Here is a 22,950-nt window from a genome sequence, read left to right as displayed (position 1 = left end):
TCGGAGGCACAGGTCTTTCGTCCCGGGGCGGGTAAGACTCAGTTCATGACCGCCACCGTCCCGCGCCCCGGCCGCCCCGCGTTCCGGGCGCTGCGCGACCGGGTGCTCAAGGCCGCGGAGCTGGTGACCACGCCCCTGCTGCCGGTCGACTACCTGGACCTGATCGACCCGCTGCGCTCCGGTGCCGCGCTGCGCGGGCGGATCGAGGAGGTCCGGCACGAGACCCGGGACGCCGCGACCCTCGTCATCCAGCCCGGCCGCGACTGGCTGCCGCACACCCCGGGCCAGTACGTGCGCATCGGCATCGACGTCGAGGGCGTCCGGCTGTGGCGCGCCTACTCGATCACCTCGGTGCTCGGCCGCGCCGACGGCCGCTTCACCATCACGGTCAAGGCGATCCCCGACGGCAAGGTCAGCAACCACCTGGTGCACCGCGTCCAGCCGGGCACCGTCGTGCAGCTGGACCAGGCGACCGGTGACTTCGTGCTCCCCGAGCAGCGCCCGGCCAAGGCGCTGTTCGTCACCGCGGGCTCCGGCATCACCCCGGTGATGGGCATCCTGCGCAACCACGTGCACGAGCACGAGGACGTCGTCCTGGTGCACTCCGCGCCGACGGCCCAGGACGTCATCTTCGGCGCCGAGCTGCGTGAGCTGGCCCGCTGCGGGGCCATCCGGCTGGTCGAGCGGCACACCGCCACCGACGGGCTGCTGGACGCCGCGGTGCTGGCCGGCATGGTGCCCGACCTGGCCGAGCGCTCGACCTGGGCGTGCGGGCCGGTCGGCATGCTCGAGACGCTGGAGCAGTACTGGGCCGACGCCGGCATCGCCGACCAGCTCTACACCGAGCGGTTCCGCCCGCGGGTGCTCGTCACCGGCGACGCCGGCGGCACGGTCACCTTCACCGCGTCGGGCACGACCCTGGAGGTCGACGGCGCCACCCCGATCCTGGACGCCGCCGAGGACGCCGGGCTGCTCATGCCCAGCGGCTGCCGGATGGGCATCTGCTACGGCTGCGTGCTGCCGCTGCGCGAGGGCGCCGTCCGTGACCTGCGCACCGGCGAGGTGACCACCGCCGCCCCCGGCGACGGGGTCCTCGTGCAGACCTGCATCAGCGCCGCCGCCGGCGCCTGCGACATCGACCACTGACACCCCCGCGGAGTGGACCCGTCGAGGTGACCTCGACGGACCCACTCCGCACCGCCCGACAGCGAAGGAGCTGCACGTGACCGTCCTGCAGAAGAAGTCCGACAACCCGATCGCCCACCTGAGCCCCGAGGACATCGAGGCCATCGGCTTCGAGCTCGACGCCATCCGGCAGGGCGTGATGGACAGCCGCGGCGAGTCCGACGCGGCCTACATCCGCAAGGTCATCGACGTGCAGCGCAAGCTCGAGCTGGGCAGCCGCGCCGTCCTGCTGTTCTCCAAGTTCCCGCCGGCCTGGCTGCTGGGCACGGCCGGGCTCTCGGTCGCCAAGATCCTGGAGAACATGGAGATCGGGCACAACATCCTGCACGGGCAGTGGGACTGGATGCGCGACCCGAAGATCCACTCCACGACCTGGGAGTGGGACATGGCCAGCCCGGCCGAGCAGTGGAAGCACTCGCACAACGAGCTGCACCACACGTACACGAACGTGATCGGCAAGGACAACGACCTCGGCTACGGCATCATGCGCGTCGACGAGGACCAGAAGTGGGTGCCGCTGTACCTGCTGCAGCCGGTGTGGAACTTCGTCAACGCCATCTTCTTCGAGTACGGCATCGCCGCCTACGACCTCGAGCTGGGCAAGAACATGGCCACCAAGGAGCGCCGGGCCGACCCCGGCTTCCGCGCCCGCGGCAAGCAGGTGCTGAAGAAGATCCGCAAGCAGGCCACCAAGGACTACCTGGTGCACCCGCTGCTGAGCGGGCCGTCGTTCCTGCCGACCCTGGCCGCGAACTTCACCGCCAACGTGGTGCGCAACCTGTGGTCGCACTCGGTGATCATGTGCGGGCACTTCCCCGAGGGCGTCGAGACGTTCGAGAAGAAGTCCATCGACGGGGAGACCCGCGGTGAGTGGTACCTGCGCCAGATGCTCGGCTCGGCCAACATCTCCGGCAGCAAGGCCATGCACATCATGACCGGCAACCTGTCCCACCAGGTCGAGCACCACCTGTTCCCGGACCTGCCGAGCAACCGGTACTCCGAGATCGCCCCGAAGATCGAGGACCTGTTCCGCCGCTACGGCCTGCGGTACCACTCCGCCTCGCTGCCGCGTCAGGTCGGCTCGGCCTGGCACAAGGTCATCCGGCTCTCGCTGCCCAACGGCTGGCTGGCCCAGACCACCCCGGCCAACGCGCCGGCCCAGGTCGTCAAGCTCTACAAGATGACGACGGGCGGGGCGAAGGTGCGGCGCGAGCTGCAGAACGCCGCCTGACCTCTCCACCTGCACGACCGCGACCCCGCCGGGCACCCGCCCGGCGGGGTCGCTCGGTGTCGTCGAACGGTCGGGTCAGTGCGCTGCGGCGTCGCGCGTCGCAGTGGCCCGCCACTCGGTCGGGGACACCCCGAATGCCTGTCGGAAGCGGCGGCTGAAGTGGCTGGGGTCGGCGAAACCGCAGCGGCGGGCGAGGGCCGCGATGCTGACGCCCCGGGACTCGGCGGCCAGCAGCTGCTCCCGGGCCCGCTGCAGACGCCGCTCGACGACCCACTGGGCCGGCGTGAGTGCGTGGCCGGCCCGGGCCCAGACGTTGTACAGGTGGCGCACGGACACGGCGTGCGCGGCAGCGATGCGCTCGACGGTGAGGTCACGGTCGCCCAGGTGGGCGTCGACGTACAGCGTGATCCGCGTCTGCAGCGCCGCGTCCATCGCGTCGTCGGCAGCGGTGGACTCCGCTGCGGTCGTGAGCAGCGCGCGCACCAGGGCGGCGGTGGCCTGCCCGGTGAGCGGCCGGTGTTCGGCCGGCAACCCGGCGACCGCCCTGTGCAGGCCGGCCAGGTGTCGGCGCACCAGGTCGTAGACGGGGCTGCGACGCAGCGCGGGCGCCGCAGCCCGCACGACGTCGACCGGGACGCCGGCCTGCTGGTTGGTCAGGATGAGGACGTCGTGGTCGTGTGCGGTGCGGTGACTGAGCCGGTAGGGCGAGGTCATGTCGACGCAGTTGAGCTCCCCGACCGTGATGACGCTGTCGCCGCCGGCAGAGGAGACCACGGCGTCCCCGCGACGGTGCCAGCCGATCGCCACGTGCTCCGGTGCGTCGGCGCGCACCTGCCGGGGCGTGCGGACGATGTCCAGGGCGGTCCCGTTGGTGCGCAGGAGGTGCAGCTCCGCGCCGAGGGTGAGACGTTCCACGCGGTGGCGCACGGGGCGGGTGCCCAGGGCGACGGTGCGCCGCGGACGCTGCCCGTCGTAGGTGGCGTGGACGGCGTCGGCACGGTCGGCCTCGGGCAGCAGATCGGTGTCGAGCAGCACGGTCATGGGTTCCCCCTGGTCGAGGCTGCGGGTCAGCGTAGGGGGACGGCGACGGCCGGGCGGGGCCCGGCGCCGTCCGTCACACGCTGTTCACCGAGCGCCGGGGGCGCAGCTGAGGAGCAGGGCGGACAGCAGGTGGACGGTCGCGGCGCCGAGGTCGTCGAGCACTGCGACGTCGGGGAGCGACCCGACGACGGCGGCCAGTGCGCGGACGTGGTCACGGACCAGGTCGTGCAGCGGGCTCGTGCACAGCAGGGGCACGGCTGCCGCCGCCTGCCCGGCGGTCACACCGAGCGCGTCGGAGTCCACCTGCACGACGCTGAGCACGCCGGGACGGCTCCGGTAGTCGTACGGGGCGGCAAGGTCGACCAGCGCCAGGTCACCCGCAGCCAGCGACGAGAACCGGCGCGCCTGCCACAGCGTCGCCCCGGGAGAACCGGGGACGACGAACGACAGCCGGGCAGACCCGTCCGGGATGCCATCGGCCGCCCGGGTGACGCGCAGCGGCGCCGCGTCGTGGCGCCAGGCGCCGACGCCCGGGGACAGCAGTCGCCCTCGCCAGTGCGGGTTGCCGGGTCCCGCGGCGGGGCACTCGCCCGTCACGTGGCCGCGGAGCCGTCGGTGGCCGGGACCTCCAGCAGGGCCACCGGCACGTCGAGGTGCTCCGCGTGCGCCGGCTGCCGGATGCCGATCAGGTTGCCGAACGGGTCGAGCAGCTGGCACAACCGCTCGCCGGTCATGATCGTCGTCGGGCCCCGGTGGGCGACGGCTCCGTGCCGTACCCACTCGGCGGTCAGTGCGTCGACGTCCGGGACGTCCCAGTAGGCGACGCACCCGCCCGGGCCACCCGCGTTGAACTCGTCGATGGTGTGGACCGTCAGCCGCGCGCCGCCGAGGTCGAACCGGGAGAGCTGGCGAGCGGTCAGCGCCGGTGGCCTCCCGAGGCGTGCGCTGTACCAGGCGGTGGCCGCTGCCAGGTCACGGACGAAGCAGAAGACGTCGGCCACCGCGGAGAAGGGCCGTGCCACGGGTTCCATGCTCATCCCTCTCGGTCGGTCTGGTGAGGAGTCGGGGACGCGCCGCGACCGCCGTCCGCGGCGCGTCCCCGGTCGGTCAGGCGGTCGTCTTCTGCACGGCCTCGCGGACGAGGGCCAGGACGGCCTCCGGGTGGGCGAGCATCACGAGGTGCGAGGAGTCGACCTCGGTCACGGTCATCCCGGCGCGCGTGTAGCCGAACCGCTCGACGTCGGGGTTGATCGTGTGGTCGGCCGAGGACACGAGGCCCCACGACGGCTTGGTCTTCCAAGCAGCGACCGGGGCCTTCTCGGCGAACGCCGCGCCGGCCAGCGGCCGCTGCGACACGGCGAGCACCCGGGCCAGGCCGGGGTCGACGCCGGCGGCGAAGACGGCCGGGAACTTCGCGACGTCGACGTAGACGTCGGTGCCGTCCTCGGCGCCGGGCTGCGGGAACGGCCTGTAGACCAGCGCGGTGGCCAGGTCGGAGTCCGGGAAGCCGCCCTGCAGCTCGGCGAGGCTCTCGTCCTCCTCCAGCGCGTAGCCGGCGAGGTAGACGAGGCCGACGACGTTGTCCTCGGCGCCGGCGACGGTGATGACCGCGCCGCCGTAGGAGTGGCCGACCAGCAGGACGGGCCCCTCGATCTGGCGGACGACGGAGGCGACGTAGGCGGCGTCCCCGATGAGGGAGCGGTTCGGCACGGCGGGGACGACGACGGACAGCCCGTCGTCGAGCAGTCCGGGGACGACGGCGGCGAAGCTGGCGGAGTCGGCGAAGGCGCCGTGGACGAGGACGACGGTGGGGGTGCTCATGGTGGGCTCCTGGTGGTGGTCGGGTCAGTCGGCGGGGTGCAGCGCGGCGCGGAGGAAAGCACCGCCCTGGGCGGTGGCGGCCTTCGCCGCCTGGGTGTCGCGCATGCTGTTGACCATCACGAAGTCGTGGATGGCGCCGGTGTAGCGCACGGCGGTGACCGGCACGCCGGCGGTGCGCAGCTTTGCGGCGTACGCCTCGCCCTCGTCGCGCAGGACGTCGGCCTCGCCGGTGACGACGAGCGCCGGGGGCAGACCGGTCAGCTGCTCGGTGGTGGCCCGCAGCGGTGAGGCGGTGGGCTCGGCACGCTGGGCGGGGTCGGTCGTGTACTGGTCCCAGAACCAGTGCATGGCGTCCCGGCGGAGCCAGTGGTGCTCGGCGAACTGGTGATAGGAGCCGGTGTCGAAGGCGGCGTCGGTGACCGGGTAGTACAGCAGCTGCGCCGCAAGCGCGGGGCCGCCGCGCTCCTTGGCCAGCAGGGTGACCGCAGCGGTCATGTTGCCCCCGACCGAGTCGCCGGCGACGGCGATCCGGGTGGGGTCCAGGTCGTGGTCCGCGCCGGAGGCGGCGATCCACTCGAGCGCGGCGTAGACCTCCTCGATCTGCGACGGGTACCGGGCCTCGGGAGCGCGGACGTACTCGGTGAACACCGTCGCCGCACCGGCGCGGACGGTCAGCTCACGGACCAGCCGGTCGTGGGTGTGCGCGTTGCCGAACACCCATCCGGCGCCGTGCGTGTAGAGCAGCACCGGCAGCGGCCCGGTGCTGCCCGCGGGCCGGTACACGCGCAGAACGACCTGCCCGGTGGGGCCACCGGGGATCGTCAGGTCGGTGACGTCGACGGCGGGCGCGGGGACGTCTCCGTCCTGCACCGAGTCGACGGTCTTACGGCCGTCCTCGATCGTCATGTCGAACAGGTACGGCGGGTTGTCGGTCGCGTCGGCGAACGCCTGTGCGGCCGGTTCGAGCACGGGGACGACATCGCTCATGGCTGGCCTCTCTCGACGGGGGACGGGGTCCGGGACCCCAGCGGTCACGGCTGGTGTCCCGGCACGCCGAGCCTCGTGTCGGTGGGCCCGTCGGGGAACGCCAGCGCCCAGCACGTGCAGACCCAGCACACGGTCGTGCAGGAAGGGACCAGCCCCCTGCCGCGGACACCGACGAAGCGCGAGGGAGATCAACTCGGAGGCACGGCGGCGCCCGCGCCGATCAGCGGTCGGCTGGTGCGCGCTCGGTCTCGTACCTGGTCAGGAGCAGGCCGTCGGGGAAGGCCCGGGTCTCGACCAGGCGCAGGTCCACCCAGTGGTCCAGGGACGTGAAGAAGGGCGTGCCGCCGCCCACCAGGACCGGGTGGGTGACGAGCACGTACTCGTCGACCAGCCCGGCCCGCATCACCGCTGCGGCCAGGGTCGCGCCGACGACGTCCATCGGGCCACCGTCCTCGGCCTTGAGCCGCGCGATCTCGGCGACCGCGTCGCCGGTGACCAGGCGGGTGTTCCCCTCGACCGAGGTCAGCGTGGACGAGAAGACGACCTTCGGCATCGCTCGCCAGCGGCGGGCGTACTCGGCGTGGGCCGGGGTGACGCCGGGCTGCTGGTCGGCAGTGGGCCAGTGCGCGCTCATCGCCTCCCACAGCCGGCGTCCGTACAGGGCCGTACCCGTCGCGGCCACCCGGTCGGACCACCACTGGAACAGCTCGTCGCTCGGGACGCTCCAGCCGAGGTCGTCACCGGGCGCGGCGACGTAGCCGTCCAGGCTCACGTTCATGGCGTAGCTCAGTCTGCGCACGGCTCAGCCTCTCGTCGGTCGGCGCCCGACGTACAGACCGAGCCGGCCGCGCCCACTGATCGGTCGGCGGCGGCCCGGCTCAGAGGACGGGCAGGGTCGCCAGCCGGGCGGCGAGCTCCGCGTTGCGGCGGAGGAACGGGACCCAGCCCTCGGGTGCCTTCGCTCCGGGCGCCGGGCGGGTGCACGTCTCCTGCTCCCAGGAGCGCAGCCGGCCGTTGGAGAACCGCAGCCGGACGAGGACGTCGTCTCCCCAGGCGGTGACGTCGTGGCGGCCCTGCTCTCCGGCCGTGGTGACCCGCTGGGGCGCGACCACCCACTCCAGCGCCTCGATCTCCTGCTGCAGCCGGGCCGCGGCCTCGTAGGCCTGCGCTCCGGCGGCGGCATCGCGACGGGCGGCCAGCGCCGCCAGCGCGGTCGCGACCGCCGTCGGGTCGCGGTCCAGCACGGACTCCACGGCGCGACCCAGCTGCGCGAGCGGGACGTCCTGCCCGCCGCGCAGCAACGCCAGCTCCCGCGCGCCCGAGCTGCGGGTCGGTCCGGCGTGGCCGATCGGGTACAGCCGCTCCAACCCGGACAGCGCCAGCTTCGCCTTGCTCGCACCCAGGTAGGGGCCGAAGCAGCGGACACCCGGCTCCGGCTGCTGCACCGCGGCGAGGCCCAGGCGGGGCGCCGTCGGCGAGGTGTCGAGGTGGATGGTGACCGGCACCTCCAGGCCGCCGACGACCCGGTTCCACGGCGGCTTCGACCGTTCCAGCAGGTTGCGCTCGGCCCAGGCCGCCTCGTGCACGGAGTCGCAGACCAGCGCCTCGATCCGGGCGACGCGGAGCATCATCCGCCGCAGGTGACGGCGGTCCCGCAGGTCGCCCCAGTAGGAGCCGACCCTGCTGCGCAGCTGGGTGGCCCGGCCGACGTACAGCACGCGCCCACCGGCGTCCCGGAAGCGGTACACGCCCGGGGCGGTCGGCAACGCGGCGACGGCGTCCGGTCGAGTGGGCACGCCCCATCGTGCGCACGGCTCGACCCCGGGTGGTGGCGCCGCGCCACACGCGCCTCAGCTGTCTCTCCAGCCCCGTGTCCGCGGGGACACCGGCGTCGGTCCGCCCGAGCGGGGCTGGCAGCCTGGACCCATGTCGATCACCGTCTTCCTCGAGGTCCAGCTCCGCCCTGACACCGTCGGCGCCCAGGCGGAGGACGCCATCCGCGAGACGCTCGTGGCGACCGCGGCGTTCGACGGCAACGAGGGCCTCCAGGTCCTCGTCGACGACGCCGACCCGACGCGGGTGATCGTCGTCGAGACGTGGACCACCGCCGCCCACCACGACGCCTACGTCGCCTGGCGCCAGACGCCGGAGGGTGCGAGCGCGCTCGGCGGCGTCCTCGCCGGCCCGCCCGTCACCCGCACCTTCGGTCGCACCATCGACCTCTGACGCCCGCGGCGCCCGTCAGCGACCCGGCGGGGTGACGGGCTCCGCCACGCGGGAGACGTCGAAGTTGTGCGAGAAGACGTCGTCCGGGTCCCACTCCGCCTTGACCGCCCGGAGCCGGGCGAGGGTCGGGGGAGGGAAGGCCTCGGTGAGCCGGCGCGGGTCGTCGTCGGTCTCGAAGCTCAGGTAGAGACCGTCGGCGTGCTCCAGCACGTCCTCCCAGGCCGCCCAGAGGGCCGCCTTCCGCGCGGGGGAGACGACCGCCAGCACCGAGAACGCCTGGTGCCGGTGGGCGAAGGCCGTCGCGTCGGCCGGGACGTCGTTGACCGCCCCGCCCAGGGCGCGGAGCTGGACGCTGTCGGCCGCTCCGCGCTCCAGCAGGCCGGCCAGCACCTCCGCCGTCTCCCGGTCCAGCCCGTCGACCAGCGCGGACCGGGTCGCGCCGCCGGCCGCGCCGGTGTGCGGCGCACCGCTCGCCTGGACGACGGCGTCGTAGGAGGTCGTGGCAGCCCGAGCCCCCTGCACCGGCGCGACCTCGGTGAACGGCTGCAACAGGCGCTGCGCCGTCTCGGCCTCCGTCGTCGCCACGACGATGCTCGCCATCGCCGAGGTCCCTCCGCGACCGCCGCCGAACAGGTAGAGGAAGCCGGTGACCTCCCGGGGAGCGGCGGCCATCGCGGCCCCCCACCGTTCGAGCAGGGACGCGGCGTCCCGGGCGTCGTAGGCCAGCGTGGCGTGCACGACGCCAGGCACCTCGGCCGCGCGCATCGTGAACTCGGTGACGATGCCGACGTTCGCGCCCGCCCCGCGGACCGCCCAGAACAGGTCCAGGTGGTGCTCGGCGTCGACGTGCAGCACCCGGCCGTCGGCGGTGACCACCGTCGCGCCGACGACGTGGTCGATCGTCAGCCCGAAGCGCCGCCCGAGCAGACCGATCCCGCCGGTGGTGGCCAGCCCGCCCACGCCGACGTCGCCGGAGTCCCCGGAGGAGATGGCCAGGCCGTGCGGCGCGAGCTGGGCCGCGACCTCGCCCCACGTGGCACCCGCCTGGACGCGCACGAGCCGCTCACCGCGATCGAGGACCTCGACGGCGTGCATCCGCGACAGGTCGAGGACGACGCCGCCGTCGTTGGTCGAGCGGCTGCTGATGCCGTGGCCGCCGCTGCGGACCGACATCGGCCCGCCGCGCTCCCGGGCGTGGGCCAGTGCCGCGACCACGTCATCGTCGCTCTCCGCCGACAGCACCAGTGCCGGGCTGCCGGTGTAACAGTACGTGTGCCGCAGGCGCTGGTAGTTGGGGTCACCCGGGGTGGTCGCCAGCTCGTGCAGCCGGTCCGGCAGTGCGTGGTCCCGGGGCGCCGTCGACGTCCGTGCTGAGTCGCTCATGACCGGACCGGCGTCGTCGTGGTGAGGCCCGCTGCCGGGTCGATCAGGTAGTGCAGGGTCCGGTCGGACCCGGGTGCCGTGCCGGCGAGCAGCGCGGCAGTGGCCTCGCCGACCTGCTCCCCGGTCAGCCAGCGGGGGTCGTCGACTCCGACGGCCTGCCGGGCGCGCGTCCGGACGACGCCGAGCACCAGTCCGTACAGCCGCGGACCGGAGGCGGCCAGCTGGACCGCCAGGGTCTGGACGAGCGAGCGCAGCGCCGCGTTGGTCGCGGCCATCAGCGGGTTGCCGGGAAAGGGCAGCTCGGAGCTCAGGCCGAGCAGGTTCACGACCGTGCCGTCCGGGCTGACCAGCGGCACCAGGGCCCGCAGCGCACGGAACCCGGCTGTCTGGTTCGTCTCCACCATCTCGGTCCAGTGGGCGTCCGGGACGTCCAGGACCGTCCCCCGGGTCCGCCCGCCCGGATTGCCGATGGAGATGACGACCCCGGCCACCGTGCCGAAGGCGGCGTGCAGTTCGCGGGTGACCGCCGCGCTGTCGGCCGCCGTCACGTCGATCCGGTGCAGCACGAGCTCCCCGGCGCCGGGGTCCCCGATGCGCTGGGCGAACTCGGCCAGTCGTCCCTCGTCGCGGCCGATCGCCACGACCCGGGCGCCGTGGGCGAGCAACGACCGCGTCGCCCCCTCACCGACCCCGCCAGTCGCGCCGACCAGGAGCACGGTGCGCCCCTGTAGGTCCTCGTCCATGGTGGCCTCCCAGCCCTCGTCCCGTGTCGGACGGCTGCTGCAACCTGTACGCCGGAACAGCTATTCCGGTATGCTGCCCAAGTGCCGCCCAAGCGCCTGACCGCCCGTGGCGACGCCGGACGTGACCGCCTGGTGACCGCGGCGCGTGCGCTGTTCGCCGAGCGAGGCCTCGCGGTGACGCAGGCCGACGTCGCCGCGCGCGCCGGAACGGGCGTCGCCTCGCTCTACCGGCGCTTCGGGACCAAGGACGACCTGATCCTCGCTGCCTACCGCGACATGCTGGCCCTCGGGCCCGCGACGGCCTCCCAGGCGGCATCGACGTCCTCCGCGTGGCAGGGGCTCGTGCACTTCGTCTCGGCGTCGGCCGACGTCCTGGCCGGCGACCGGGGCCTGCGCGAGCTGGTCCTCGGCGGTTTCGGAGCGCCGCTGGGCTGGGCCCGGGGCACCGGACCCACCGAGCTGGCGAGGGTGCTGCGGGACACCGACGGCCTCGTGGTGGAGCGGCTGGAGCCCGTGGTGCGGCGGGCGCAGGCCGACGGGGACCTGCGTCCGGACGTCGAGGTGACCGACGTGCAGCTGATGGCCGCGATGGTCCAGGCGGCGGCGACCCTGGGCGGCACGGAGGTGCCGGGGCTGCACCGCCGGGCCGTCGGTCTGCTGCTCGACGGGCTGCGGGTGCGCCGGGACGCCGCGTCGGCGCTCCCGGTGCCGGCGATGACGCTGGAGCAGCTGGGCGCGGTGACCGAGCGCGCGGTGGGTGGCTGAGCGCACGACCTGCGTGTCGAGGACGGACGTCAGCGCGTCGGTGGGGCCCCGGCCGACCGGAGCAGCCGGCCGGGACCCGTGCGTCAGCCGGCCGGCGCGACGTCGGCCAGATACTCCGCGAACGTCCTCTTCCCGACGGTGAACTCACCGGAGGGCGTCAGGGCCCCGCCGGCCATCAGCTCACCCGTGCGCCCCGGCACGTCCTGCACCCGGACGTCGGCGTCCCGCCCCTGCCGGGCGAGCAGCTGCCGGGCCATGTCGGCCACGGTGAGCTGGTCCGGGCCGGCGATCGGCGTCGTGACGCCCTGGGCCGGCCCGGTGGCCAGCTCGACCAGCCGGGCCGCGAGGTCCGCCGTCGCGACCGGCTGGGACAGCATCGGGGGCACCTCGACCACCGGGCCGGACTGGCCGCGCAGCACCTGGGCGGCGAAGTCGAAGAACTGCGTCGCGTGCAGGACCGTCCAGGGCACCGGCCCGGCCGTGATCAGCCGCTCCTGGGCCCGCTTGCCGTAGTAGTAGTCCAGGTCCACCACGTCCGCGCCGACGATCGACAGCGCGACCAGGTGCCCGACGCCCGCACGCACGCAGGCGTCCAACAGGTGCTCGGTCACCGCGGTGAAGAACGACTCGGACGCCTCCCGCGTCCAGACCGCCGCGTTCGACACGTCGATCACCACGTCCACCCCCTGCAGCGCGGCGTCGAGACCCGCGCCGGTGGTCAGGTCCACGCCGGTGGTCGGCGCCAGCACGACGCTCTCGTGCCCCGTGCGCTCCACCTCGGCGACCACCGCGCGCCCGACCGTCCCGGTTCCCCCAGCAACTGCGATCCTCATGACCGTTCCCTCCTCTGCAGGCCCCGGCTGGAGCCCGTACGGAGTGAGGACGGGGCACGTCGCGGAGGTGTGACATGGCGCCGGTGTCACAGTCGCGGACGCCGGATCGTCCATCGTCCGTGCAGATCCCACCCGGCCGTGCCGACGAGCTGGCCACCACCTTCACCGTGCTGCGGCCCCGGCTCACCGGCATCGCCTACGCGATGCTCGGGACGACGGCCGAGGCGGAGGACGTCGTCTCCGACTGCTGGCTGCGGCTGGTCGCCGCCGACGGACGGGAGCCGGTGCGGGACGTCGAGGCCTGGTGCACGGTCGCCACGTCCCGGCGCGCCCTGGACGTGCTCCGGTCGGCGCGCGTGCAGCGGGAGTCCTACGTGGGGCCGTGGCTGCCGGAACCGCTGCTCACGCCGGCGGCCGGCTCCCAGGACCCGGCCGACCGCGTCACCCTGGACGAGTCGGTGAGCTACGCGCTCATGGTGGTGCTGGAGACGCTGACGCCGGCCGAGCGCGTGGTCTGGGTGCTCAACGAGGTGTTCGGCATGCCCTTCCCCGAGGTGGCCGGCGTCGTGGGCCGCTCACCTGCTGCGGTGCGCCAGCTCGCGGTGCGGGCGCGGGCGCACGTCGCCGCCGGTGCGCCGCGGGTCGAGGTCGGCGGCGGCGACCACGCGCGCACGGTGCAGGCGTTCCTGACCGCCGCGGGGTCGGGGGACCTCGCCGGCCTGCTGGCACTGCTGGACCCCGACGTCGTGCTGACCGCCGACGGAGGCGGACAGGCCAGTGCCGCGCGGCGGCCGGTGCACGGCGCGGACCGGGTCGCCCGGTTCCTGCTGGGGGTGGCGCGGAAGCTGGCGGAGGCGGACCCGGTCCGGCCGCTCCACCTCAACGGCGGGCCGGGCTTCGAGTACGTCACCGGGGACGTCGTCCACGTCGTGGGTGCGCTGACCGTCGTGGCCGGCCAGGTGTGCCGGGTCGACCTGGTGGTCGCGCCGGCGAAGCTGCCCCGGCGCCGCTGACCGTCCGACGTGCGCGTCGCGCCACCGGGGGGCGGGCGTCGGCGGTCCGGTGCCGAGGGCAGCTGCGATGCCCGTCGGCGCTGGTCAGACCTCGACGGCGGTGCCGCAGATGGTGCAGACCTCGAGCTGCCGTCGTCCCCACCGGGTGACGGGCACGAAGAACACCGTGAGCTGCCGGGACTCCCGCACCCGAGCCCATGCGGACGTGTTGCCGCAGCGTGGGCAGGTGCGGACCTGCCCGGGACCGAGGTCCTGCTGCTTGGTGCCGAGGCCGAAGAGGAAGAACACCCCGTGAGCGTAGGCAGCGGCGCCGTCTCCCGCGGCCCGGCCGGACGGCGGGCGTGGACCGTCAGGGCGACCCCGGCTGGTGCTCGGGGGCGAAGGCCTGGGTGCCGAGCACGGCGAGCAGGGCGAGCTTGCTCGCGGCCTCGGTGCCCGGGGGAGCGGTGAGCACGAGCAGCACCTGCGACTCGTCCTCGGTGAACAGCGCCTGGCAGTCGACCTCGATCGGGCCGATCTCCGCGTGCAGCAGCACCTTGTGGTCGGAGAACCGCCGGCCCACCTCGTGCGCGGCCCACAGCTCCGCGAACTCCGGGCTGGTCCGGGTCAGCACCCGGGCCAGCTCGCCGGCGCGGGAACGCGGCCCCATCGACCCGTACGCGGCCCGCAGCGAGGCCACCTGCGCTCGGCTCTGCCGGTCGTGGTCGTCGGCCGGGTAGTGCGCCCGCTCCTGGTCCGGGTGGGCGAACCACCGGTAGATGCCGCTGCGCTCCAGGCCGGTCAGGTGGCTGGCGTCGCCGAAGAGAGCGCGGGCCGGGTCGTTCTGCACGAGCGTCTCGCCGAGCGCGGACAGGACGAGCGCCGGGGTGTCGGTGAGCCGGTCGAGCACGCGCAGCAGGGCGGGGGCGACGTGGTCCCCGCCGCCGACCCGGTCGGGGGCGTCGTGCCCGGCGACCCGGTAGAGGTACGCGCGCTCCTCCGTGGTCAGCCGCAGCGCCCGGGCGAGGGAGGCGAGCATCTGCGTGCTCGGCTGCGGGCCGCGCCGCTGCTCCAGCCGCGTGTAGTAGTCGGTGGACATCGCGGCGAGCTGCGCCACCTCCTCGCGCCGCAGCCCGGCCGTGCGCCGGCGCTGCCCCGCGCCGAGACCGACGTCCGCCGGCTGCAGGCCGTTGCGGCGGCGGACGAGGAAGTCGGCCAGGTCGTCGCGGTTCACCGGACCAGTGTCACCGCTGCGCGCCCGGTGCAGCCAGGGACCGGCGGTCCCCCGATCACCGCGCTCTGCCACCGGGCTCGCGCCCGGCCGACGCTCTGGGCATGGACATCTCCGGGAACACCGTCTTCATCCCCGGCGCGACGAGCGGCATCGGCCTGGCTCTCGCCCTGCGCCTGCACGAGGAGGGCAACACCGTCGTCATCGGCGGTCGGCGCACCGCGCTGCTCGAGCAGATCACCGCCGAGCACCCCGGCCTGCACGCCGTCGAGATCGACACGGCCGACCCCGCCAGCATCGAGCGCGCCGCCGCCCAGGTCCTCGCCGAGCACCCGGACCTCGACGTCCTGGTCATCATGGCCGGGATCATGCGGGTCGAGGACTGGACCACCCCGGGCGGCTTCCTCGCCTCAGCCGAGGAGACGGTCACGACCAACCTGCTCGGCCCGATCCGGCTCATCGCCGCCTTCGTCGAGCACCTCCGCTCCCGGCCCGCCGCCACGATCATGACCGTCTCCTCCGGGCTGGCGTTCGCCCCGCTGAAGGTCACCCCGAGCTACAACGCCACCAAGGCCGCCGTCCACATGCTCAGCGAGTCCCTCCGGCTGCAGCTCGCGGGCACGAGCGTGGCGGTGGTCGAGCTCGAGCCGCCGTCGGTGCGCACCGCGCTGCTGCCCGGCCAGGAGGAGAGCGAGTTCGCCATGCCGCTGGCCGACTTCGTCGACGAGGTCGTCGAGCTGATCCGCACCCAGCCGGACGCGACGGAGATCCAGGTGGAGAACGTCAAGTTCCTCCGCTACGGCGAGGCGCGCGGCGACTACGACCGGGTCGTCGCGACGCTGAACCACCTGGACCCGCACGGCGACTGACGGCTCCGGGGACGCGGGCACCCACGCGGTCGCTGCCGGGGCGAGTGGTGGAACCGATCGCCCAGCCGACTCAGGTCGCGTCGGCCGGGTGGACGGTGGTCTCCGGCCGACCGCGCGGGAAGGGGACGTACAGGCCCTCCCGCTCGGCACGGACCGCCGCCAGCGTCCTCGTCGGGGCGTCGAGCTTGGCGAGGACGTGCTCCAGGTGAGCCGCGACGGTCCGTGGCGCCACGACGAGGGAGCGTGCGATCTCCGCGTTGGAGCAGCCCTCGACCAGGAGTCCGAGGACCTCCAGCTCCCGGGGGGTCAGGCCGCGCATGTCCGGCGGCGGTGACAGCAGCGCGAGGCCGACCAGCGCGGACGGGACGTCCTCCGGCGCGGCCAGGGCGGTGACCCGCACGTGTCCGTGGGGGGCGTGCCGGCCGCCCACCGGCCAGAGGAAGGAGGCACAGACGTCCCCGTCGTGGACCCGTTCCCGGACCGCGGCGAGCACCGGTGACCCGGGCGCCAGGAACTCGTCGCCGGGCAGCCCCGGCAGTGGGCGGCAGCCGCCGTCGGCGCAGAGGACCACCCCGGCACGGGCTCTGCGGACCAGGCGGGCGGCGGTGGACAGCGACCGCATGGGGTCGATGCCGTGCGCGAGGACCGGCGCCACCTGGCGGACCACACGGCGCACGGCCGGGGACGGTGGCTTCAGGTCGCCGGAGAGCAGCGCGAGGAAGCCGACGTGCCGACCGGTGGGCGTGAAGAGCCCGAGCGCCAGCGCCTCCCGGACGCCGGAGGGCAGCAGGCAGTCGGCCCAGGTGAGCAGCTCGTCGACCGGGTAGGGCAGGTCCGAGGGGCTGATCGGCGGGCTGGCCCGGTCGGCGCCGGTGGCTGCGATGTCGCGCGCCATCTGCGGGCCGGCCAGGAACTGCACGACCGGTGCGTCGAGGTGCGCGCTGGCAAGGGAGTGGTAGCCCGCGCCGAGGGGGTCGGTGAGCGCCAGCCAGGCACCGTCGAAGGGCACGACACGGCGGAGCGCTTCCAGCATCCCCTGCGCGCGTTCGACCGTGCTGCCGCAGGAGGTGGCGGTCTCGGCCAGCGACAGCTCGCCGGTGGTGTGTGGCTGCACGAATCCCCCTCAGGGGTCACCGCCGGAGCGGGTCGGGCCCCCTCGCGCCCTCACCGGCTTCTCGACCGGGCGAGGGGTCGCCGACCCCTGCAGTCCTACCGGTCGGCACGGTCCTGCGCCACCCGCTGCGATGACGGAGATCCGCACAGGGCGGAGCCGTGGCCTCCGGCCCCGCCGACGGACCGGCGGTAGCGTGCGTCGTGGAGCTGCGCCAGCTGAGGTACTTCGTCGCCGTGGCCGAGGAGCGGCGGTTCGCGGCCGCTGCCCGCCGGCTGCACATGGCGCCCCCGTCCCTCTCCCAGCAGATCCGGGCGCTGGAACGCGAGCTGCGGGTGACGTTGTTCGACCGGACGCCGCAGGGCGCCGAGCTGACGGCCGCCGGACGTGTGCTGGCCGACCGGGCGCGGGTCATCCTCGCCGAGGTCGAGCGGGCGCGCGAGGACGTGCGCTCGGCGGGGCCGGAGCAGCGGGAGCAGGTGCAGGTGCGGGTGTGCACCATGGCCGAATGGGTCCTCGACGGCCCGCTGCGCCTCATCGGCACCGCCGTCGACGGCGTGGAGGCCGTGGTCAGCTCCAGCCCGGGGGACGACGCCGTGGAGGCGGTCCGGCAGTCGCGGGCGGACGTGGCGGTGGTCTGGGAGCGGTCGCCCGCGCAGCGTGACCTCCCCGGTCTCGTGCTCGGCGCGGTGACGTTCGGGGTCGCCCTGCCATCGGGGCACCCGCTCGCCGGCCGGGTGGAGATCGGCGTCGCCGAGCTCGCGCAGGAGCAGGTGGTGATGTTCCCGAGGTCGCCCTTCGCCGGCATCTGGCAGCGGACCGTCGACCACCTGCTGCCCCGGGGTGCCGGGCGTGACCAGGTCGTCGTGGAGCCCGACCTCATCAACGGCCCGGAGGCGATGCTCCGGGCCGTCGCCGCAGGAGCCGGCGTGGCCCCGGTGATCCTGGGCGTCGCCGAGCTGCTCGACGTCGACGGCGTCGTCGTCCGGCAGCTGGCCCCCGAGCTGGCCCTGGACCTGGAGGTGGTCTGGCGGCGGTCGCCGCGGCCCGCGGTCCGCAGGGTGGTCGACCAGGTGATCGGCACGGTCGGCGAGCCGGGGGTGCTGCTGACGGCGCCGCAGCACCCCGGGACGACCCCGCGCGGTCACTGACCCCGACGCCGGCCCGCCCGACCGGCGGACGCCGGGCCCTGGTGACGAGCCGGAACGCGGTGGCGCCGGCGCCGGACCGGTGTCGGCAGTTCTACCGATACCGGTCGCCGTCCTGCGGCGGTTCGATCGACCTCCCGGCAGGAGCACGGGCCGGGACCCGTCCGCGATCAGGGAGGCAGCATGAAGGCAGTCGTGTACCAGGGGCCGCGTGACGTCAGCGTCGAGGAGGTGCCGGACGCCCGGATCGAGCGGCCGACCGACGTGCTGGTGCGGGTCACCTCGGCGAACATCTGCGGCTCGGACCTGCACATGTACGAGGGCCGGACCGACTTCGAGACCGGCCGCTGGTTCGGGCACGAGAACCTCGGCCAGGTGGTCGAGGTGGGCGACGGGGTGGACAAGGTGCAGGTCGGCGACTGGGTCGTGCTGCCCTTCAACATCGCCTGCGGGCACTGCAAGAACTGCGAGCGCCAGCTCACCAACTACTGCCTGACCGCCCAGCCGAAGAAGGAGTGGGCGGGCGCCGCGTACGGCTTCGCCGACATGGGCCCCTACGCCGGGGGACAGGCCGAGCTGCTGCGCGTGCCGTGGGGCGACTTCAACTGCCTGCTGCTGGGGGAGGACGCCGAAGCGCGGCAGACCGACTACGTGATGCTCGCCGACATCTTCCCGACCGGATACCACGCCACCGAGATGGCCGGGGTGAAGCCGGGCGACCAGACCGTCATCTACGGCGCGGGACCCGTCGGGCTGATGGCCGCGCTGTCGGCGACCATCCGGGGGGCGAGCAAGGTGATGGTCGTCGACCGGCAGCCCGACCGGCTGCGGCTGGCCGAGTCCATCGGCGCGATCGCCATCGACGACTCGCAGGTCGACCCGGTGCAGGCGGTCCTGGAGCAGACGATGGGGCTGGGGGCGGACAACGGCTGCGAGTGCGTCGGCTACCAGGCGCACGAGCCCGACGGGCAGGAGCAGGCCAACCTGACGATGAACCGGCTGGTCGCCTCGGTGCGCTTCACCGGCACGATCGGCACCGTCGGCGTCTACGTCCCGCAGGACCCGGGGGGCGCCGACGAGCTGGCGAAGCAGGGCAAGCTCGCCTTCGACTTCGGCATGTTCTGGTTCAAGGGCCAAAAGCTGGGCAGCGGTCAGGCACCGGTCAAGAAGTACAACCGGCAGCTGCGCGACCTCATCGCCGCGGGCAAGGCCGAGCCCTCGTTCATCGTCAGCCACGAGCTCCCGCTGGACGCAGCCCCAGAGGCCTACCAGCACTTCGACGCCCGGGACGACGGCTGGACCAAGGTCGTCCTGCACCCGGCGATGGCGGGTGCCTGACGTGGCCGGGCACCTGGACGGCCGGCGGGTCGCGATCCTGGCCGCGGACGGCGTGGAGCGGGTGGAGCTGGAGCAGCCGCGGCGGGCCCTCGACGACGCGGGCGCGCGGACCGACGTGGTGTCGATCCACGACGGCGAGATCCAGGCCCGCAACAACGACCTGGAGGACGCCGGCACGTTCGGTGTCGACCGGCTGGTCGGGGCGGCGTCGGTCGACGACTACGGCGCGCTGCTCCTGCCCGGAGGGACGGTGAACCCGGACAAGCTGCGGATGCAGCCTGCAGCGGTGCAGTTCGTCCGGGACTTCGTCCAGTCGGGCAAGCCGGTCGCCTCGATCTGCCACGGCCCGTGGAACTTCGTCGAGGCCGACGTCGCGCGCGGCCGCCGGCTGACCTCGTTCCCCAGCATCCGCACCGACCTGCGCAACGCCGGTGCGGAGGTGGTCGACGAGGAGGTCGTCACCGACGGCAACATCACCACCAGCAGGTCGCCCGAGGACCTGCCGGCGTTCTGCGAGCGGATCGTGCAGGAGTTCGCCCGTGCGCCGCAGCACGCCGGCGCGGGCGGTGCCTCGTGACCGGCCCGCTGGGGAACGTGGCGTCGTTGGCCGCCCGGGCGGGCGGCACCGTCCTCCGGCAGGTCCGCTCGGTCTTCGAACACGAGGACGGCGCAGTGCCGGCGAAGGGCCCGGCGTCCGGGTGGCTGGTCGTGAGCATCTACCGCGAGCCGGCGGAGATCGGCGCCGGCTCGCTGCCGGCGCCGCTGGCCGCCTACGGCGACCGCATCGAGACGCGGATCAGCCCGGCGCCGGGCGGCAAGGGCACCGAGCTGGCCGTGCGGCTGAGGCAGCGCTCGTCGGGGAGCGCTGCGGCTCCGGCGCGGCTGGCAGGCAGCGACCCGCAGGCCGAGCTCCGGTCCGCCCTGCGGGAGGCCAAGCAGCTGATCGAGGTCGGGGAGGTGCTGCGGGTCGACCCCGCACCGCACGGCAAGCGGAACGCCACGCCGGCCGGCGCGGCGCTGGAGGCGGCCACCAAGCGGGCGCCCAAGGGGGGAGTGCTGTGAAGGCGGTGACCTGGCGGGGCGTCAACGAGGTCGGGGTGGAGGACGTCCCGGAGCCGAAGATCCTCAACGACCACGACATCATCCTCGAGGTCGGCCTGTCGGTGACCTGCGGCTCGGACCTGCACCTGCTGGGCGGCTACATCCCCGCGATGCGCGCCGGTGACGTGCTCGGCCACGAGTTCATGGGCCGGGTGGCCGAGGTGGGCAAGGGCGTGACGAAGCACCGGGTCGGCGACCGGGTGGTCGTGGTGTCCTTCACCAGCTGCGGGCAGTGCTGGTACTGCAAGAACGAGCTGTGGTCCCTGTGCGACAACGGCAACCCCAACCCGGGGATCACCGAGGCGCTGTGGGGTCAGGGGATCGGCGGCTGCTACGGGTACTCCCACGCGCTGGGCGGCTACGCGGGCAGCCACGCCCCCTACATGCGGGTGCCCTACGCCGACCAGGGTGCCTTTGCGATCCCGGACGGCGTCTCCGACGAGCGTGCGCTGTTCGCCTCCGACGCCGCACCCACCGGCTGGACCGGGGCGCACCAGGCCGAGGTGAAGCCCGGTGACGTCGTCGCGGTGTGGGGCGCCGGCGGCGTCGGGCAGATGGCCGCCCGCAAGGCGATGCTCATGGGCGCCGAGCGGGTCGTCGTCATCGACCGGTTCGACAACCGGCTGCAGCAGGTGCAGCAGCACATCGGAGCGGAGACCCTCGACTACTCCCAGGTCGACGTCCCCGCCGAGCTGCGGGAGATGTCCGGCGGGCGCGGGCCGGACGTGTGCATCGAGGCAGTGGGCATGGAGGCGCACGGCACCGGCCCGCAGTACCTCTACGACCAGGTCAAGCAGCAGCTGCGGCTGCAGTCGGACCGGCCGACCGCCCTCCGGGAGGCCATCTACGCCTGCCGCAAGGGCGGCACGGTGTTCGCCCTCGGCGTTTTCGGCGGCCTGGTGGACAAGTTCCCGATGGGCGCGGTGATGAACAAGGCGCTGACCCTGCGCGGCGCGCAGCAGCACGGGCACCGCTACATCCCGGAGATCCTGGACCTCATGAGCCGGGACGAGGTGCGCACCGAGCACCTCGCCACCCACGTCATGCCGCTGGAGGACGGGCCGAAGGGGTACCGGATGTTCAAGGAGAAGGAGGACGGTTGCGTGCGCGCGGTGTTCCGACCGGGTGCGTGAGGCACCGGCGCACGAGACCGCCGGTCCGGCACCGGAGCGGGGCGTCCACCGCCCTGCTCCGGTGCACGGTCCGCCGGTGACCACCACCGACGGGAGGACGTCGGCCGCCGTGACCCCGCGGCCGGCGATCCTGTCCTGGCGGCGGCTGCTCAGCTGCCTGGCTGCCGGCCTCGTCGCGGCGGGGGTGACCGTGCTCGCCGGCGCGCCCGAGCTCAGCGCGCTGGTGGGCTGGGTGGTGGCCGCTGCGGGGCTGCTGACCTGGGTGTGGCGGATCAGCTGGCCGCGCGACGCGGACGGGACGAAGCGGCTGGCCGAGGAGGAGGGGCGCAGCCGGGTCACCGACACCGTCGTCCTCTGCGCGGCGGTGGTGAGCCTGGGTGCCGTCGCCGAGGCCCTCGTCCGGTCCGGGTCGCAGGACGCCGTGGGCGTGGCCACCGTCGTCCTCGGCGTCGCCGTGGCCGTCCTGTCCTGGGCCCTGGTCAACACCGTCTTCGCGCTCAGTACGCCCGCCGGTACTGCCCCGGTGGTGACGGCGGGATCGACTTCGGCCAGGAGGAGCCGCCCGCCTACGGCGACTTCGCCTACGTCGCGTTCACCGTGGACATGAGCTCCGCGGTCCCGGACACCCAGATCGTGGACACCTCCATCCGCACGGTCGCGCTCGGGCACGCCCTGCTGTCCCACCTGTTCGGGACCGTGGTGATCGCCGTCGCCGTCAACCTGGTGACGAACCTGGGTCAGGGCTGACCGGCGCGGCACGTCGACCGCGTCGGGTGCCGGCCGGGCAGGCCAGCGCCGGCGGGATGCGCAGCCCGCTGCGCAGCGCCCGGATGGCTGCGGCGGTGCGGTCGCGGGCGTGCAGGGTCAGCTGCACACGGGCGAGGGTGTCGGCGATCGTGCCGGGGTCCCGCCCGAGGGCTGCCGCGAGCGCGGTGACCTCCGTCCTGCCGGTGACCAGGAACCCGAGCAGCCGGAGTCCCAGGGTGTCCAGCCCGCGCAGGTCACCGGGGGAGGACAGCAGCACGGCTGCGGACAGGTGGTCGACGTCGGGCAGGGCGCAGTCCAGCACGGTGACCCGGACGAGTCCCTCGCCGTCCGGTCCGGCCACCGGAGCGAGGAAGGCCGCGTGCGGGCCACCGGCGGACAGCTCGTACCCGGCCGCGGTGAGAACGGGTGAGCCGGCAGCCAGCAGGCGGTCGCCAGGGAGCCCGGGCAGGCGGTGCACCTCCCCGCCCGCGGTCAGCACCACCCCCGCCCACGCCGACCGGACGACCCGGGCCGTCCGGGTGACCTCCGCCGTCCGGTCCAGGACGTCCGCGGCGGTCCGCAGGACGTCGGCCAGCAGCCGCCGGTCGGTGTCGCCGGGGCGCGCCGGGTCGTCGGTGAGGAGGCTGAGGAAGCCGATGTGACGCCCCGTGGAGGCGAACAGGGGACCGGCCACCCCGCCGCGGAAGCCGGCCGGGAGCAGGTGCTCGCCCCACGCCTGGACCTCGGGCAGGGGCACGGGGAGCTCGCTGGCCAGCACCGGCCGTTGCGCTCTGTTGAGCCCGAGGTCCTCGACCTCGGCGTCGGCCGTGGCGGAGGTGAAGTAGCGGCGCAGCGGGTCGGCCGCGCCCGCGGTGGCCAGCGGGACGTGCCGGCGGCGCTCCGGGTCGCGGACGGCGAGCCAGGCGGCGTCCGCGGGCACGACCTGCCCGAGCGCCGCGAGCACCGCCTCGGCGCGCTGGTCGAGGCTCGCCACCGTCATGCCGATGTCGGCCAGGTCCGCCCGCAACCGGGTGCGCACCGCCGCCCCGTCGCTCACCGTGCCCA

The 22,950-nt window shown here is 74.2% G+C and carries 25 protein-coding genes and 1 pseudogene; 12 read left to right on the top strand and 14 right to left on the bottom strand.

Going from position 1 to position 22,950, the window contains the following annotated elements:
- Positions 1-45 precede the first annotated feature (45 nt).
- Both KUM42_RS01805 and KUM42_RS01800 read left to right on the top strand, forming a co-directional pair.
- Entirely contained in the window at positions 46-1,146 is a 1,101-nt protein-coding gene (locus tag KUM42_RS01805) for a ferredoxin reductase (RefSeq protein ID WP_237494618.1), read from the top strand.
- A gap of 76 nt (positions 1,147-1,222) precedes the next feature.
- Entirely contained in the window at positions 1,223-2,416 is a 1,194-nt protein-coding gene (locus KUM42_RS01800) for an acyl-CoA desaturase (protein ID WP_237494617.1), read from the top strand.
- A gap of 75 nt (positions 2,417-2,491) precedes the next feature.
- Here the strand turns inward: KUM42_RS01800 and KUM42_RS01795 are convergent, their stop codons facing one another.
- From KUM42_RS01795 to KUM42_RS01765, 7 genes are all read right to left on the bottom strand, one after another.
- Complete coding sequence (locus KUM42_RS01795) at positions 2,492-3,457, bottom strand: AraC family transcriptional regulator (protein ID WP_237494616.1); 966 nt, start codon at positions 3,455-3,457, stop codon at positions 2,492-2,494.
- 84 nt (positions 3,458-3,541) lie between these two features.
- Positions 3,542-4,054, bottom strand: a complete 513-nt coding sequence (locus tag KUM42_RS01790; protein ID WP_237494615.1) for a hypothetical protein — start codon at positions 4,052-4,054, stop codon at positions 3,542-3,544.
- Entirely contained in the window at positions 4,051-4,479 is a 429-nt protein-coding gene (locus tag KUM42_RS01785; RefSeq protein ID WP_237494614.1) for a VOC family protein, read from the bottom strand. The genes KUM42_RS01790 and KUM42_RS01785 overlap by 4 nt, the downstream gene beginning before the upstream one ends.
- An 85-nt stretch (positions 4,480-4,564) precedes the next feature.
- The gene (locus tag KUM42_RS01780; protein WP_237494613.1) at positions 4,565-5,278 is read right to left on the bottom strand and encodes an alpha/beta hydrolase; all 714 of its coding nucleotides are present in this window, start codon (positions 5,276-5,278) and stop codon (positions 4,565-4,567) included.
- Between the two features lie 24 nt (positions 5,279-5,302).
- Positions 5,303-6,265, bottom strand: coding sequence for an alpha/beta hydrolase (locus tag KUM42_RS01775; RefSeq protein WP_237494612.1), 963 nt, complete (start codon positions 6,263-6,265; stop codon positions 5,303-5,305).
- A 220-nt stretch (positions 6,266-6,485) separates the two neighbouring features.
- A complete protein-coding gene (locus tag KUM42_RS01770; protein WP_237494611.1) occupies positions 6,486-7,064 on the bottom strand; it encodes a dihydrofolate reductase family protein in 579 nt (192 codons plus the stop codon).
- A 79-nt stretch (positions 7,065-7,143) separates the two neighbouring features.
- On the bottom strand, positions 7,144-8,061 hold the full coding sequence (locus KUM42_RS01765) for a hypothetical protein (RefSeq protein WP_237494610.1): 918 nt from the start codon (positions 8,059-8,061) through the stop codon (positions 7,144-7,146).
- 130 nt (positions 8,062-8,191) lie between these two features.
- On the opposite strand from KUM42_RS01765, the gene KUM42_RS01760 reads away from it, so the two are divergent.
- Positions 8,192-8,491, top strand: coding sequence for a putative quinol monooxygenase (locus tag KUM42_RS01760; protein ID WP_237494609.1), 300 nt, complete (start codon positions 8,192-8,194; stop codon positions 8,489-8,491).
- A 15-nt stretch (positions 8,492-8,506) separates the two neighbouring features.
- Here KUM42_RS01760 and KUM42_RS01755 read toward each other — a convergent pair whose 3' ends face one another.
- Together KUM42_RS01755 and KUM42_RS01750 are read right to left on the bottom strand one after the other, a co-directional pair.
- A complete protein-coding gene (locus KUM42_RS01755; RefSeq protein ID WP_237494608.1) occupies positions 8,507-9,874 on the bottom strand; it encodes an FAD-binding oxidoreductase in 1,368 nt (455 codons plus the stop codon).
- Positions 9,871-10,617, bottom strand: coding sequence for an SDR family oxidoreductase (locus KUM42_RS01750; RefSeq protein WP_237494607.1), 747 nt, complete (start codon positions 10,615-10,617; stop codon positions 9,871-9,873). Before KUM42_RS01750 ends, KUM42_RS01755 begins: the two co-directional genes overlap by 4 nt.
- 81 nt (positions 10,618-10,698) lie before the next feature.
- On the opposite strand from KUM42_RS01750, the gene KUM42_RS01745 reads away from it, so the two are divergent.
- The gene (locus KUM42_RS01745; protein WP_237494606.1) at positions 10,699-11,382 is read left to right on the top strand and encodes a TetR/AcrR family transcriptional regulator; all 684 of its coding nucleotides are present in this window, start codon (positions 10,699-10,701) and stop codon (positions 11,380-11,382) included.
- Between the two features lie 83 nt (positions 11,383-11,465).
- On the opposite strand, the gene KUM42_RS01740 is transcribed toward KUM42_RS01745, so the two are convergent.
- A complete protein-coding gene (locus tag KUM42_RS01740; RefSeq protein WP_237494605.1) occupies positions 11,466-12,215 on the bottom strand; it encodes an SDR family oxidoreductase in 750 nt (249 codons plus the stop codon).
- Positions 12,216-12,334: 119 nt separating this feature from the next.
- On the opposite strand from KUM42_RS01740, the gene sigJ reads away from it, so the two are divergent.
- The gene (sigJ, locus tag KUM42_RS01735; protein WP_237494604.1) at positions 12,335-13,228 is read left to right on the top strand and encodes an RNA polymerase sigma factor SigJ; all 894 of its coding nucleotides are present in this window, start codon (positions 12,335-12,337) and stop codon (positions 13,226-13,228) included.
- 84 nt (positions 13,229-13,312) lie between these two features.
- Here the strand turns inward: sigJ and KUM42_RS01730 are convergent, their stop codons facing one another.
- Both KUM42_RS01730 and KUM42_RS01725 read right to left on the bottom strand, forming a co-directional pair.
- Complete coding sequence (locus KUM42_RS01730) at positions 13,313-13,516, bottom strand: zinc-ribbon domain-containing protein (RefSeq protein ID WP_237494603.1); 204 nt, start codon at positions 13,514-13,516, stop codon at positions 13,313-13,315.
- A 61-nt stretch (positions 13,517-13,577) separates the two neighbouring features.
- Positions 13,578-14,441, bottom strand: a complete 864-nt coding sequence (locus tag KUM42_RS01725) for a helix-turn-helix transcriptional regulator (protein WP_237494602.1) — start codon at positions 14,439-14,441, stop codon at positions 13,578-13,580.
- Between the two features lie 101 nt (positions 14,442-14,542).
- Here KUM42_RS01725 and KUM42_RS01720 point away from each other — a divergent pair, with 101 nt between their 5' ends.
- Positions 14,543-15,307 (top strand): SDR family oxidoreductase, encoded by a 765-nt coding sequence (locus KUM42_RS01720; protein ID WP_237494601.1) that lies wholly within the window; start codon positions 14,543-14,545, stop codon positions 15,305-15,307.
- 70 nt (positions 15,308-15,377) lie between these two features.
- On the opposite strand, the gene KUM42_RS01715 is transcribed toward KUM42_RS01720, so the two are convergent.
- The gene (locus KUM42_RS01715) at positions 15,378-16,421 is read right to left on the bottom strand and encodes a response regulator transcription factor (protein WP_237494600.1); all 1,044 of its coding nucleotides are present in this window, start codon (positions 16,419-16,421) and stop codon (positions 15,378-15,380) included.
- A 200-nt stretch (positions 16,422-16,621) separates the two neighbouring features.
- On the opposite strand from KUM42_RS01715, the gene KUM42_RS01710 reads away from it, so the two are divergent.
- From KUM42_RS01710 to KUM42_RS01685, 6 genes and pseudogenes are all read left to right on the top strand, one after another.
- Positions 16,622-17,569, top strand: a complete 948-nt coding sequence (locus KUM42_RS01710) for a LysR family transcriptional regulator (RefSeq protein WP_237494599.1) — start codon at positions 16,622-16,624, stop codon at positions 17,567-17,569.
- 180 nt (positions 17,570-17,749) lie between these two features.
- Positions 17,750-18,904 (top strand): glutathione-independent formaldehyde dehydrogenase, encoded by a 1,155-nt coding sequence (locus KUM42_RS01705; protein ID WP_237494598.1) that lies wholly within the window; start codon positions 17,750-17,752, stop codon positions 18,902-18,904.
- Between the two features lies 1 nt (position 18,905).
- A complete protein-coding gene (locus KUM42_RS01700) occupies positions 18,906-19,481 on the top strand; it encodes a type 1 glutamine amidotransferase domain-containing protein (RefSeq protein WP_237494597.1) in 576 nt (191 codons plus the stop codon).
- The gene (locus KUM42_RS01695; RefSeq protein WP_237494596.1) at positions 19,478-19,966 is read left to right on the top strand and encodes a hypothetical protein; all 489 of its coding nucleotides are present in this window, start codon (positions 19,478-19,480) and stop codon (positions 19,964-19,966) included. Before KUM42_RS01700 ends, KUM42_RS01695 begins: the two co-directional genes overlap by 4 nt.
- Positions 19,963-21,138: a zinc-dependent alcohol dehydrogenase gene (locus tag KUM42_RS01690; protein WP_237494595.1), complete on the top strand. Its 1,176-nt coding sequence runs from the start codon at positions 19,963-19,965 to the stop codon at positions 21,136-21,138. Before KUM42_RS01695 ends, KUM42_RS01690 begins: the two co-directional genes overlap by 4 nt.
- Positions 21,131-21,885 (top strand): annotated as a pseudogene (locus KUM42_RS01685) (DUF1345 domain-containing protein). The gene KUM42_RS01690 and the pseudogene KUM42_RS01685 overlap by 8 nt, the downstream one beginning before the upstream one ends.
- On the opposite strand, the gene KUM42_RS01675 reads toward KUM42_RS01685, so the two are convergent.
- On the bottom strand, positions 21,854-22,942 hold the full coding sequence (locus tag KUM42_RS01675; RefSeq protein WP_237494593.1) for a GAF domain-containing protein: 1,089 nt from the start codon (positions 22,940-22,942) through the stop codon (positions 21,854-21,856). The pseudogene KUM42_RS01685 and the gene KUM42_RS01675 overlap by 32 nt on opposite strands.
- Positions 22,943-22,950 lie beyond the last annotated feature (8 nt).

This window comes from Modestobacter sp. L9-4 (assembly GCF_019112525.1).
In the GTDB taxonomy this organism is placed as follows: Bacteria; Actinomycetota; Actinomycetes; order Mycobacteriales; family Geodermatophilaceae; genus Modestobacter.
This window is presented reverse-complemented; position numbering and strand designations above follow the sequence as displayed.